The organism is Streptomyces sp. WMMB303 (assembly GCF_029351045.1).
Taxonomy (GTDB): Bacteria; Actinomycetota; Actinomycetes; order Streptomycetales; family Streptomycetaceae; genus Streptomyces.
Genome location: NZ_JARKIN010000001.1, coordinates 1698639 through 1711523, shown reverse-complemented (window position 1 = coordinate 1711523; position 12885 = coordinate 1698639). Strand labels below are relative to the sequence as shown.

Annotated in this window: 14 protein-coding genes; 7 read left to right on the top strand and 7 right to left on the bottom strand. The window is 67.1% G+C overall.

The annotated features are described in order from the left end of the window. The first annotated feature begins 53 nt into the window (after window positions 1-53). From lipB to P2424_RS07720, 4 genes are all read left to right on the top strand, one after another. Complete coding sequence (gene lipB, locus P2424_RS07735; protein ID WP_276475035.1) at window positions 54-896, top strand: lipoyl(octanoyl) transferase LipB; 843 nt, start codon at window positions 54-56, stop codon at window positions 894-896. A gap of 141 nt (window positions 897-1037) precedes the next feature. Next, window positions 1038-1985: a lipoyl synthase gene (gene lipA / locus P2424_RS07730; protein ID WP_019358757.1), complete on the top strand. Its 948-nt coding sequence runs from the start codon at window positions 1038-1040 to the stop codon at window positions 1983-1985. Window positions 1986-2255: 270 nt separating this feature from the next. Beyond that, on the top strand, window positions 2256-2444 hold the full coding sequence (locus tag P2424_RS07725) for a hypothetical protein (protein WP_019358756.1): 189 nt from the start codon (window positions 2256-2258) through the stop codon (window positions 2442-2444). 201 nt (window positions 2445-2645) lie between these two features. Beyond that, on the top strand, window positions 2646-3335 hold the full coding sequence (locus tag P2424_RS07720; protein ID WP_074998397.1) for a DUF4191 domain-containing protein: 690 nt from the start codon (window positions 2646-2648) through the stop codon (window positions 3333-3335). A 152-nt stretch (window positions 3336-3487) separates the two neighbouring features. Here the strand turns inward: P2424_RS07720 and P2424_RS07715 are convergent, their stop codons facing one another. Further along, window positions 3488-3958, bottom strand: coding sequence for an RDD family protein (locus tag P2424_RS07715; protein WP_276475034.1), 471 nt, complete (start codon window positions 3956-3958; stop codon window positions 3488-3490). Between the two features lie 453 nt (window positions 3959-4411). Between P2424_RS07715 and glnA the strand changes: the two genes are divergently transcribed. Together glnA and P2424_RS07705 are read left to right on the top strand one after the other, a co-directional pair. Next, window positions 4412-5827: a type I glutamate--ammonia ligase gene (gene glnA, locus P2424_RS07710; protein WP_276475033.1), complete on the top strand. Its 1416-nt coding sequence runs from the start codon at window positions 4412-4414 to the stop codon at window positions 5825-5827. 597 nt (window positions 5828-6424) lie between these two features. Beyond that, window positions 6425-7528 carry a hypothetical protein gene (locus P2424_RS07705; protein ID WP_276475032.1) on the top strand — a complete coding sequence of 368 codons (1104 nt, stop codon included), beginning with the start codon at window positions 6425-6427 and terminating at the stop codon, window positions 7526-7528. 430 nt (window positions 7529-7958) lie between these two features. Here P2424_RS07705 and P2424_RS07700 read toward each other — a convergent pair whose 3' ends face one another. The 6 genes from P2424_RS07700 to P2424_RS07675 all read right to left on the bottom strand — a co-directional run bounded on the left by P2424_RS07700 (window position 7959) and on the right by P2424_RS07675 (window position 12194). Beyond that, window positions 7959-9128 (bottom strand): XRE family transcriptional regulator, encoded by a 1170-nt coding sequence (locus P2424_RS07700; protein WP_276475031.1) that lies wholly within the window; start codon window positions 9126-9128, stop codon window positions 7959-7961. After that, window positions 9115-9924, bottom strand: coding sequence for a hypothetical protein (locus P2424_RS07695; protein ID WP_276475030.1), 810 nt, complete (start codon window positions 9922-9924; stop codon window positions 9115-9117). The genes P2424_RS07700 and P2424_RS07695 overlap by 14 nt, the downstream gene beginning before the upstream one ends. A 256-nt stretch (window positions 9925-10180) precedes the next feature. Then, on the bottom strand, window positions 10181-10435 hold the full coding sequence (locus P2424_RS07690) for a DUF397 domain-containing protein (protein WP_276478870.1): 255 nt from the start codon (window positions 10433-10435) through the stop codon (window positions 10181-10183). After that, entirely contained in the window at window positions 10435-11286 is an 852-nt protein-coding gene (locus P2424_RS07685) for a helix-turn-helix transcriptional regulator (protein WP_276475029.1), read from the bottom strand. Before P2424_RS07685 ends, P2424_RS07690 begins: the two co-directional genes overlap by 1 nt. A gap of 7 nt (window positions 11287-11293) precedes the next feature. Next, complete coding sequence (locus tag P2424_RS07680) at window positions 11294-11815, bottom strand: DUF6879 family protein (protein ID WP_276475028.1); 522 nt, start codon at window positions 11813-11815, stop codon at window positions 11294-11296. Beyond that, on the bottom strand, window positions 11775-12194 hold the full coding sequence (locus P2424_RS07675) for a hypothetical protein (protein ID WP_276475027.1): 420 nt from the start codon (window positions 12192-12194) through the stop codon (window positions 11775-11777). The genes P2424_RS07680 and P2424_RS07675 overlap by 41 nt, the downstream gene beginning before the upstream one ends. 255 nt (window positions 12195-12449) lie before the next feature. On the opposite strand from P2424_RS07675, the gene P2424_RS07670 reads away from it, so the two are divergent. Then, window positions 12450-12863 (top strand): ATP-binding protein, encoded by a 414-nt coding sequence (locus tag P2424_RS07670; RefSeq protein WP_276475026.1) that lies wholly within the window; start codon window positions 12450-12452, stop codon window positions 12861-12863. Window positions 12864-12885: the final 22 nt, after the last annotated feature.

The window sequence follows — 12885 nt, the reverse complement described above, 5'->3', positions numbered from 1 at the left end:
TGGAGCAGCCCGCCACCCCGGGTGCGCGCAGCGGGCTTACGAAGGAGAGAGGCATGGGAGATTCCCGGCCGGCGGGTCCGGCGGACGGCGAACTGCGCTTCGTCCACCTCGGATTCGGCGAGAACGCCGTCGACTACCTGGACGCGTGGCAGGAGCAGAAGCGGGTGCACGCCGCGCGCTTCGCCGACGAGGTGCCCGACACCTGTCTGATGCTGGAGCACCCCCCGGTCTACACGGCCGGACGGCGTACCGAGGACAGCGAGCGTCCGCTCGACGGCACCCCGGTGGTGGACGTCGACCGCGGCGGCAAGATCACCTGGCACGGCCCCGGTCAGCTGGTCGGCTACCCGATCCTGAAGCTGCCGCGCCCCGTCGACGTCGTCGCGCATGTGCGCCGCCTCGAGGAGGCCATGATCCGCGCCTGCGCCGAGCTCGGCCTGGAGACCACGCGCGTGGAGGGCCGCAGCGGCGTGTGGGTGCTGGGCGAGGACCTCGGCCGGTCTGCGGGGCCGCCCGCCGCCCCCGGCCTGGCCCTGGACTTCGATCCGCGGCTCGGCCAGGACGGCGGGCCGCCGGTTCCGGAGGATTACGACCCGCGCCTGATGGGCCCCGAGTACGCGCCCTCCAACGCGGGCCAGCGGGGTGAGGACCGGAAGCTGGCGCAGATCGGCATCCGGGTCGCCAAGGGCGTGACCATGCACGGCTTCGCCCTGAACTGCGACCCGGACACGACCGGTTTCGACCGGATCGTCCCCTGCGGTATCCGCGACGCGGGCGTCTCCTCGCTCTCCCAGGAGCTGGGCAGGAATGTCCCGGTCGCCGAAGTGCTTCCTCTCATGGAGAAGCACCTGCGCGAGGTGCTGGAGTCCGACACCCCGATGCCCCGCGCGGTCTGAGCCCGTTCGGAGCCCGGGCCGAGTCCACCGGCCGGGCGTGCGGGCGGTGAGATTTCCCGGGCTCCGGCCCGTGCGCAAGCAGTGAACCGCAGGCGTAGGCTGATAGCCGCCGCTGAATCGAAAGTACGTAGGGAGCCGGACGTGTCCGCTGTCGCACCCGACGGTCGCAAGATGCTCCGCCTGGAGGTCCGCAACAGCCAGACCCCCATCGAGCGCAAGCCCGAGTGGATCAAGACCCGGGCGAAAATGGGCCCCGAGTACAACGCCCTCCAGAGCCTGGTCAAGAGCGAGGGGCTGCACACGGTCTGCCAGGAGGCGGGCTGTCCCAACATCTTCGAGTGCTGGGAGGACCGCGAGGCGACCTTCCTGATCGGCGGCGAGCAGTGCACCCGCCGCTGCGACTTCTGCCAGATCGACACCGGCAAGCCCGCCGAGCTCGACCGGGACGAGCCCCGCCGGGTCGCCGAGTCGGTCCGCACCATGGAGCTCCGCTACGCGACGATCACCGGCGTGGCCCGCGACGACCTCGACGACGGCGGCGCCTGGCTCTACGCCGAGACCGTGCGGCAGATCCACGGGATGATGCCCGACACCGGTGTCGAACTGCTGATCCCCGATTTCAACGCCGAACCCGACCAGCTGGCCGAGGTCTTCTCCTCCCGCCCCGAGGTGCTGGCGCACAACGTCGAGACGGTGCCGCGGATCTTCAAGCGCATCCGCCCCGGCTTCCGCTACGAGCGGTCCCTGGAGGTCCTCACCCGCGCCCGCGAGGCCGGGCTGGTCGTCAAGTCCAACCTGATCCTGGGCCTGGGCGAGACCCGCGAGGAGATCAGCGAGGCCCTGCGGGACCTGCACGAGGCCGGTACGGAGCTGATCACCATCACCCAGTACCTGCGCCCCTCCCCGCGCCACCACCCCGTCGAGCGCTGGGTCAAGCCGCAGGAGTTCGTCGAGCTGAAGGACGAGGCCGACGCCATCGGGTACGCGGGCGTCATGTCCGGACCGCTCGTCCGCTCCTCCTACCGCGCCGGACGCCTCTACCAGCAGGCGGTCGAGGCCCGGCGCGCCGGAACGACGTCGGCCGCCTGAGCGGCCTCCTGGGCCGCTCCGGTCGCTCCGGGGTGGCCCGCCCCGGAGCCGTCCCCGGGTGGCCGGATCCGGGCGGCTCGACCCGTGCAGCGAAGCGGAATACGGGCTTCAGTGACGTGAGCTTCGCCGCACAGGCTTTCGTGGACTTTGACCCTCCGGTCATCGCCTGGTAACACCAATGCGTAACGCTGAAACCACGTACCGCGCACACACGGCCCGTACGGCCGTGCGAGGCGCCCGGTTCAGACGGATGTGACGGAGGGGACGACAGTGCGGACCACCCTGTGGGCACTGGAAGGTCTGGAACACCTTTTCTTCGGCAACGGGCAGCGCGTCGCCCGGCGCAACGCATGGACGGCGGTCCTGGAGGACCGTCGCCGGGCCCGGGCCCGGCACGAGGCGGAGACCGTGCTGGAGGCGGCCTCGGACCGCCGGGCACTGCTGACGTCCCGGGGCTGAGCCTCGCCCGGTCGGCCACCGATGCCGGCCGGCGGATGCGCCCCGGCGGTCCCGGCCTGCGGGTTCGTCCCGGCGGCGGCCGGCCCGCGCGGGGCGGACCGGGCCTCTCGTCCGGGCTCTGACCGGGCCGGTCCCGGCGACCGGACCCGGTAGCCCCGGCCGCGCAGCACCTCGCCGTCCCTCCCACGTAAACTTCCCCGCATGGCGAGGAAGGACAACACCGAGAATCCTGGGCGGCTCAAGCAGATCGCCCAGACGTACAAGATGACCCGGCGCGTGGACCGGAAGATCGGTTGGATCCTGGCCGGCGTGGGGCTTGTCACCTTCGGTGTACTCCTCGCGGTCGGCTTTCTGATCGGTCACCCGGTCTACCTGGGGATCGTCGGCGTGCTGCTGGGCCTGCTGGCCTGCGCGATCATCTTCGGGCGCCGCGCTGAGCGGGCCGCGTTCGGACAGATGGAGGGCCAGCCGGGAGCGGCGGCCGCCGTACTGGAGAACATCGGCCGCGGCTGGCAGGTCACCCCGGCCGTGGCGATGAACCGCAGCCAGGACGTGGTCCACCGCGCGGTCGGCAAGGCGGGCATCGTCCTGGTCGGCGAGGGGAACCCGAACCGGCTGCGTGGCCTGCTGGCGTCCGAGAAGAAGAAGATGAGCCGCGTCGTCGGCGACGTACCGGTCCACACCCTCGTCGTCGGCAACGACGAGGGCCAGGTCGAGCTGAAGAAGCTCCGGGTCAGGATCATGAAGCTGCCCCGCACGCTCCAGGGCTCCGAGGTCACCCAGATCAACGACCGCCTCCGCGCGCTCGGCGACCTCATGAGCAACATGCCCATCCCGAAGGGCCCGATGCCCAAGGGCATGAAGCTCCCCAAGGGCCCGCAGGGCCGCTAGCGGCGTTCCGCGCACTCGCACGGGGACGGCGAGCGAAGAGGCAGCGGCAGGGGCGGGGCTCCGGGGAGGGGCTCCGCCCCCTCCTCATGCCCGCTGCGACGAGGAGAGACGCGGGCCTCACGCCCGGCCCGCGGACGGGCACGGACGGATGATCAGGCCCGCACCTGGACCGAGCCCGAGAGGCGGTCGTGCAGTCCGCGGTTGTCGCGGTCCCAGACGAGCGCGGGCAGGGCGAGGCCGAGCAGCACGGTGCGTACCGCGGCCCGCCACACCGGCAGCCTCTCCAGCCCGTCCAGCGCGACCACACGCAGCCCCAGCAGCCGCTTCCCGGGGGTGGCGCCGACCGTGCCGACGGTCAGCAGGCTCATGACGAGGAAGACGACGAGCGCCCAGTTGTTGGTGGCCTCCAGGCGGCGTCCCGCGAGCAGCCCGAACGCGACGAGAGCCGAGAGCGCCCAGTCGATGAAGAGCGCACCGACCCTCCGCCCGACCGGCGCGATCGAGCCGGGGCCTTCGGCTGGGAGCCCGAGCCGCTTGCCGCGGTGGCCGAAATCGGCGCCCATCTCCTCCGCGGCGGCCCGCGGTCCGGACAGCCATGACCCGATTGCTTCCCTGTTGTCCACCCGGCCACGGTATCGCGCCGGATTCCCCCGTGAGCCGGCCCGTCCGGCGGCGGGCCCGCCGGGGCGACCGGGTGGCCGGGCGATCCGGGTGCCGGGCGGCAGCGACAGCTCGTACGCCGTACGATGATCACCGTACGGCGTACGTCTCCGAAGGTGACCGCCCCGGGAGGTCCCGAGGGGACGGCTCCGCGAACTCGCCGCCCGGCGTCGAACACCCCCTGGGCGTCTCCCCGGGCAAACGGTTCGCAAGGCCCGCGCAAACCGACCGTAACAGTCGCACTCCGCACGGTTGACCGATCCCGGCCCCGCCTGGTGGTTAACATCAGCGAAACAGTTGAGTCATGCTGGAGAAATGGCCCCTGCCTAATGTCGGCCATCAGGCGTGCGGAGCCCCTGTGCCCGCACCCGGAGCCGGAGCAAGCCCGTCCCGACGCGGCGGGACTAGGAGGATGGATGTTCCAGAACGCCGACGAGGCCAAGAAGTACATCGCGGACAACGACGTCAAATTCATCGACGTCCGGTTCTGCGACCTGCCCGGCGTCATGCAGCACTTCGCCGTTCCCGCGGAGTCCTTCGATCCGGCCGAGAGCCTGATGTTCGACGGCTCCTCGATCCGCGGATTCCAGGCCATCCACGAGTCCGACATGGCGCTGGTCCCGGACCTGTCCACCGCGCGGCTGGACCCGTTCCGCTCCGAGAAGCACCTCAACATCAACTTCTTCATCCACGACCCGATCACCGGCGAGCAGTACAGCCGTGACCCGCGGAACGTGGCCAAGAAGGCCGAGGCGTACCTCGCCTCCTCCGGGATCGCCGACACGGCGTTCTTCGGTCCGGAGGCGGAGTTCTACGTGTTCGACAGCGCCCGCTTCGAGACCACCGCGAACCGCTCCTTCTACGAGATCGACTCCGAGGCGGGAGCCTGGAACACCGGCGCCCTCGAGGACGGCGGCAACCGCGGCTACAAGGTCCGCTACAAGGGCGGCTACTTCCCGGCCCCGCCCGTCGACCACTTCGCCGACCTCCGCGCCGAGATCTCCCTCGAGCTGACCCGCGCCGGACTCCAGGTCGAGCGCCAGCACCACGAGGTGGGCACCGCGGGCCAGGCGGAGATCAACTACAAGTTCAACACGCTGCTGGCCGCGGCCGACGACCTGATGCTGTTCAAGTACATCGTCAAGAACACCGCCTGGCGCAACGGCAAGACCGCCACCTTCATGCCCAAGCCGATCTTCGGCGACAACGGCTCCGGCATGCACGTCCACCAGTCCCTCTGGTCGGGCGGCGACCCCCTCTTCTACGACGAGCAGGGCTACGCGGGCCTCTCGGACACCGCCCGCTACTACATCGGCGGCATCCTGCGCCACGCCCCCTCGCTGCTGGCCTTCACCAACCCGACGGTGAACTCCTACCACCGCCTGGTCCCCGGCTTCGAGGCCCCGGTCAACCTGGTCTACTCGCAGCGCAACCGCTCGGCCGCGATGCGGATCCCGATCACCGGCTCCAACCCCAAGGCCAAGCGCGTCGAGTTCCGCGCCCCGGACCCCTCGTCCAACCCGTACCTGGCCTTCTCCGCGCTGATGCTGGCCGGCCTGGACGGCATCAAGAACAAGATCGAGCCCGCGGAGCCGATCGACAAGGACCTCTACGAGCTCGCCCCCGAAGAGCACGCCGACGTCGCCCAGGTCCCCACCTCGCTCCCGGCCGTCCTGGACGCCCTGGAGGCCGACAACGAATACCTCCAGGCCGGCGGCGTCTTCACCGCCGACCTGATCGAGACCTGGATCGACTACAAGCGCACCAACGAAATCGCCCCCATGCAGCTCCGCCCCCACCCGCACGAGTTCGAACTGTACTTCGACCTCTAAAGTGCGGGGTCGGGCTGCCTGCGGGGCTGGCTGGGAAACCTGCTGTGACCTGCGGAAAGAGCGTTCAACGTTTCCCGCTGTTCCCGACTTGTTCCCACCCTCGTGTGCACCGGATGTGCACCGGGAGCCCGAACCACTGATGCTGCGTCAGTTATGCAGTTGTGGGCCGCCGTCCTGATCCCAGGGCGGCGGCCTTCGGGATGTCATACGCCGACCCAATGCCGCACCTTGATCGCGGATGGGCAGCGGTGAGCGCCAGGAGTCGGCATGTTGGTCCTGGCGGGGCCGTTCATGCACCGGCGTCTCCGCCTGTGGGACGCGACCGTGTGTAGTACTCCAACGTCACCTGCATCCTGCGGATAGCGCTCGGCAAGACGCTGTGGTCCCTTCCTCGCAGCCCAAGAGGCAAACCAAGTTTCTTCCCGGGGCTCAGCGCCTAACTCTCGATGGTCCCGCAGGGCCGCATACTCCTCGCTGCGAGACACTGCTCAAGCACTATGGGTCGGACTGACGCGCCGAACGCCTAGCCTGCTGGCGCTGATGGGGAACGACGCGGAATCCCCGCCTGAAGCCACATAGAAGTCGTCTAATAGCTATATGACCGACTCGGCTTCATCCCAGCTGTGGCGCTACGTCCGAGACGACAGCCCCGACAGCCTCACGCTCATCGTGCAGACACCCAATGGGGCCTACATGAGGCGAATACCCCCGGCGCTGCCTCGGCCGTCCGGCGTCGACCACGGCACTGGTGCTGAGGCCGCCGCCCACACCGCCGCCGCGGCCTGGGGTATGCCGGACTTTGTCTTCCAGCAGGCCGACCACGCGACCAAGGGGTCAGGACGAAGAGAGCTCGGCGACCGGATACTGCTGGCTGGCGGCCGAGGAGCAGTCGTACAGGTCAAGGCCCGCACCATCGAGCCCAAGCCAGACATACAGGAGACCTCCTGGATTCAGAAGGTGGCGGCGAAGGCGATGAAACAGGCGAAGGGTACTGTGCGGCAGCTTCGTATCTTGCCCAGTGACATGGTCAACGAGAGAGGCTGGACGCTGCGTGTCGACAGCGCAGCTTACGAATGGGTTGCGGTGTTTCTGCTCGACCATCCCCATGTTCCGGAGAACACCGTGGTCTCCTGGGAGCCGATCGGAATGCCCGCTATCGCGCTGACCCGTCGCGACTGGGACTTTCTCTTTGATCAGATGCGGTCTACCACCGCTGTGCTGGACTACCTCTTTCGCGCCGCTGCGGAACCTGTAGTTCCGCTGGGTGAAGAGCCAGTCCGTTTCTACGAACTAGCCGCTGCTGACGCAGCCATGCCGCCGAAGGAGATCGACACCGAGTTGCTCGGGCCGGGCAGCATGTTGTACTCCGCACCGCAACTACCGCAGGCCCCAGCTGGTTCTGACGGCACTCATGCACACCTGATGATTCGCATCATGCTGGAGGACGTAGCCACCAGTCTTATGCGAGAACCTGTGCCGGGAGACGGTTGGTTCGCAGTTCTGTCCGACTTCGATCGACTGCCGGTATCGGCCCGAGCTGAGTGGGGGCACCTGCTGTTGGACATGCTCCGTGACGTTCCGGATGTTCCCGCTGATCACCTCAAATGGCGCTTTCGGCGTCTGGTTGAGGAAGACGGCACCCGGCAGCTCATCGTGGGTGCGGCCACACGCTTCGACCCCAGTGTCCAAGCAGCGTTCTGAGTATATGTGCAGCTACGTCACCATGAGTTGACCACGCGTACTGGTCGAGTGCACGAATCTTCTGCACTCGGAATTCTACTGACTCCGCGCTTCGACGGTCTGCGCCCCTGGGATACCAGTGCTGTTCGCGTCCACGGCGACCTGGAGTTGTCTGCGGAAGACTTGCGATCGTATAGCGATGTGTGGAATCAGGAGGATCAGCATACTGATGCCATTTTGAAGGACTGAGGTAAAGGCGATAGACGCTCCTTATGCCTCTGGTGCTTGGGGCTAGCCGTGCTGGGTCCGGGTGCGCCGTAGTGCCCCCGTGCTCGGGCCCCTTGGGGCTGATGATGCTGCCACTCTCCGTAGAGAGGAAGGTGAGTGACTCTCCGGCTGTTCGGATTAGCGAGATCGGCTGGCCCGCCCTAGATCCAGCTAGGGGTCTCTGCTACTGGACGAGACGCAGTACCGGCCGTTGCTCGTGTACGCCTAGCAGTTCGCGAACGCGCTCTGGTGTCCAGGCCAACTCGTGAGCCAATCTGGCGACCGACAGGCCCGCTTCCTCGGTAGCGAGTTCAAAGGCTTGCCGGAGCAGGGTGGGTGTCTCGGCTGGATAGTTCGACACTGATTCTGGGGTGAAACCGAGCTGGCCTGTCAAGGCGCGGAGGCGCTGATAAGTTCGACTAGCAGTAGCGTCCGAAATGAGCCCCAATTCGCGGCACCTGTAGACGAGCGAGTGGGTGGATACGCCCCATGTGCGGCTCAGCTCCGCTAGCCGGGCCAGGTCCATCCGCTTCGGCAGGAGTGGAAGAATGCTGTCACGCGGGGTAAGGAACTCGGCAGCGAAAGCATCAGCTTCCTTTTCCTGACGGCTGTCACCGGTGGCGTCGCCGTGCAGGACCAGGTGGCCAAGTTCGTGAGCGGCAGTGAATCGGTGCCGGTAGATGTCGTCAGCCCTGTTTGCCGTGAGGATGACGAGAGGTCGAGCCGCCCGCGTTGAGAAGGCATCCACGGACGCGGCAGAAGGATCAGCGGACGGCGGCATCACGGAGACGATCCCGTGGGACTCCATCCGCCGTACCAGGTGAGTCACGGGGCCGTCTCCCAGGCCCCAGTGCCGTCGAAGCTCTCGTGCTGCTCTGGCGGGATCAGTTGGCATATCTACCCCCGGGTGAACCTCTCCGCCGGCGAAGCCTGGGAGGTCTACGAGGGGCAACTGGATTCGCAGTTCCAGTGCGTAGGTGAGCTCCCATACCTGTTCGGCGAAGGCCAGGGCACGCTCCCTCTGCGATTTGGGAGTGCTCCGCAGGCTCCGGAAGTGGGCCATCGAGGTGTCGAGCCGATTGGCCGGACGCCCGGCCAAGAAGAAGGTATTGGGCACGCCCAGGGTCTCGGAGAGGCGAGGGATCAGTTCGGGGCGCGGCCGAGACGCTCCAGTCTCGTACTGGCCCACTGCTGCTGACGTCACACCGAGCGCAGCGGCTACATCCTTCTTGGTCATCTCGGCCAAGCGTCGTGCCTGAGTGAGCCGTGCGGGATCGAAGCCATCGGAGATGGCGCGGGGGCTCGTTCCTCGCGCCTCTGTGCCCGGGATGAGGTCTTGCTTAGTGGGTCGCATCGTCTTCGCTGGTCTGGTCCTCGACTGGCTCTGCTTCGGTCAGCGGCGGAACGTCCCGCTGTCGGTCCACGTTCGCGCGCGACGACAGCGTAAGCCTCGGCGCAGTACCTTGATCGAAGCTGGTGTGCTCCGCGGCAGGCGATGTTGGCTGCTGGGGGACGCTGGTGATCGTCGGCCTGGACGTCTTGACTGATTCCGGCAGCGTCAGGGGCTCGGGCACCGTCTTCCACTCCAAACGCCGCTCCTCTCCCAGCGCAGCGATGCCCCAATGCGCTTCCAGCAGTTCGGAGGCGTTGCACGCGAAGGGCACCAGGATCAGGCGGGTGTCGGGCGGTACGGCCGCAAGGCCACCACGAGGGGATACTGTCTCGCTGCTCACCCCTTCGTCGCCGAAGTCAAATGAGCCCTGCACGTGGGTCGGCTCCGGCGCAAAGATGAACAGTTCCTTTATCAACTGGGACTCGTTCGGGATGCGCGCCGTGCGCACGTCGGCCTTGGTCCTCGCGTGGAGGAACGGATACAGGAGCCCTTTGTTGATGAGCATCAACTCGAACGGGAAGTTGTAGGGCTTGACCGGCCTGGCGCCGGGAAGATCCCTTAGTTCTTCCTGTACCCGCTCGAACTGCCCCTGCCAGCGAGAGGAGCCGTAGGTGTGGTTCGTTCGGGAGGCGGTCTGTTCCTGTGCTGCCTGCGCGTTGGCTTGCATGTTCCGCAGTGCTTGACCCAGTCGCACGCGAGCCGGCAGCGCCTGTTCGCCGAACACCTCCGTGGCCCAAGGGGGCACAGCCACGCTCATACGGACGACTCCTCTGGTCGACTTCGTTTCAGAGCACTTCAGTGCACACGCCACTTTAGTTGATATCGCGATTCTTGCACAAGGGCTTCCGTTCCATGCGGCGATCTTGCGCTGATGCCAGTGTGAAGGAGGTGAGTCATACGCCCGGCTGGATCATGTCGGTGTCGGGGAGGCAGGGCCTGAGATCCCGCCGCAGCAGAGTGGGCTCGGACGCGCACGGGACAGGGTGTGCAGGATCGACCGCACCTCAAGCTCGCTAGATGGAAGAGGAAGCCAGTCGGCGGTCTCCCAGAGCAGGTCGATTGGCCGCCCCGTCGACCACGAACTGGACGAAATCGGCCCAGGCGCCGGGGGAGAGGTGGAGAACGGGCCCTCCTCGGCCCTTGGTGTCCCGCACCAAGACTTCAGCCGGGTCGCCATCGGCGACTTCCACACAGTTCTCGGTTCCGGTGTACGAGCTTGTGCGCCAGTTCGGTTCGGGGTTCACTCTCTCGCCCTCGTCGGTGGTCATCATGCGCGGTGCCGGTCGAAGTACTTCCTGGCGGTGTGGATGAGCCCTCTGGCGGTCTCGCCGTACACAGCTGATTGCTGGAGGAGCGAGAAGGCTCTGGCGTACAGCTCGATCTCGCGAGGTTGTGTGACGGACAGTTCGGCGGAGAACGTCTCGACGAGGACGAGCCGGTCGTCGAACATCGAGAAGGAGTGGCCGAGCCAGATCGCGGTGGGAGCTGTGGACGGGACGATGCCCAGGCTCACCCGCGGCAGGCCCATCAGCGCGGTGAGCCGGTCCAACTGGTCCCGCATGACGTCCGGGCCGCCGATGTTCGCGTAGAGGGCCTGCTCGCCGAGGAGGACGTTGTAGATCCGGTTTCCCTCGTACAGGTACCTCTGGCGCTCCAGCCGCTTGGCCACTGCGGCCTCGGTGTCGTTCGGGAACTCGTAGAAGGAGACGCCCTGCTGGAAGACCTCCGCGGCGTACTCCGCTGTCTGAAAGGTTCCCCAGATCATGTTGGGGTTCCAGATGCGGAACACTCGGGTCTTCGCGTAGACGGGAAGGGACTTCTTCTGGCGGGTCTCGACACCGGTCTGGAGTTGTCGGCGCCATTCCAGCCAGAGTTCGTCGATGTGGCGGACGGTCGCGATCAGATCCGGGATGTGTCCGTGCTGGTCGGTGGCCTCGCACCAGGCGCGGATGTCGCTCTCGCTGGCGTTCTGTTTGCCGTTCTCCAGACGGGAGACCTTCGATTCCTGCCATCCCAGGGCACGCGCGAGTGCCCGACCGCTGTCGAATCCGGCGTCTTTCCGGAAACCGCGCAGCCGGGCACCCAGCGCCTCACGAGCCTCCTGTGCTTGTTTGCTCACGCGTCGATCAGGGCCGGTACTCGCCGTGCGGGATGGCGAGGGACCACAGGGCGTCGCGGAGCGCGACTGCCTCGGCGATGACCTTGGGGTCTTCGATGACCTCGTGCCCCGTCACTCGACCGGCATCGGTGTGGCCGACGGCCAGGAGCCGGTCGTCTATGAGCCACCAGTCCTTTCCGTCGAACGGGAAGATCAGATCGTCGGGGACGGTGTGGCGGGGGAGCCAGCGGATGTCCTCGCCGGCATCCAGGTTGCGGGGAGTGGTGCGGTGTTCCCACTGGATGTACGGCGTGTGGGGATGGGAAACGATACGGACGCGTCGTACGGCCCTTCCTTCGCCCGCCAGCCACTTGACCATCTGCGTCCACGGTTCCATGAACGCGTAGTCCACCGGTTCGTCGCGGAGCCAGCTCTCGAAGGGGCCGTCCTCGTCGGGCACCGAGTAGTCGTCGCGCAGTTCCAGGTGGAACGCGCCGTGCTCGCACGCCTCAATGAGCCGGTTGCGCTCGACGCCGGTGATCAGTTCCACGCGGTTCCTCCAGTAGGGCTGTGATCGCGGCCTTGGGGACCTCGACCACGGTCTCGTAGTCCGGAATCTCCATCTGTCCCAGGGCTTCGGGATCGGCCACCTCCGCCCCCTGGACCACGTACGTGCCTGTCGGCGTCAGGATCATGAGAGGGTCTTCCAGCCGCCTGAACTCCCCGGCCGGGAGACCGTCCTCGGCCAGGTGCTCGAACAGCTCGGTCGGGACCTCCACCACGCTCTGCCCCTCGGGGACGTCGAGCTGCATGAGCAGGTCGTTCGCGAAGACCTTCCATCCCTGGACGAGGTACGTGTCACGGTCGGTGGCGTACAGGGTCGGGCAGTCGCCCACGTTGGAGTTCTTACCAAGGAACCGTAGCTTCATGGTGATTCTCCTGTCTGCTGCCTTGCGCTGGTTTGCGCCGCCTAGTCATCGTCCGAGCGCTGTACAGGCTGGTCAAAGGAAGTGCTGCAAACTCACGCAATCTCTTTGGCAGTTGGAGTCGCGCCGCCCTACGTTCGTCTCACTTCCGCGTGACGCCGCCGGGTCCCGTTCCGTCGGTGCGGCGGAGAGCTTCCTGCCCCTGTCCCTCGCTCAGAGACGGGTGCCCCACCACCTCGGAGGGATGGCCCTGTGTCCATGACCGCGCCTCGACCCAATGCCGTCGGATCCCCCGGCTACAGCGAGACCTGGCCGAGCGAGCCACGGACTGCTCGCCGCTCCCGTGAGCTGGTCAAAGCCGCCCTGTGCGCCTGGGGGTTCGACGGCGAGTTCGTCGATCAGACCGTGCTCGTCACCTCTGAGCTGGTCACGAACTCGATCGTGCACAGCGGATGCCAACTCCTGCGAGTCACGGTGACGAGACCCCGGACGCGCTTGGTGCAGATCTCTGTCGAAGACACGTCGAGGTCGAAACCCACGAACCGGGAGGCGGGGCCGAAGGACGAGCAGGGGCGCGGTCTTCTGCTCATCAGCGCTCTGGCCGCGAACTGGGACGTGGAGCTGCGGTACTTCGGGAAGACGGTCTTCGCCGAGATGGTGGTTCCGGACTGATGAGCAGGTACGGCCGTCCGAG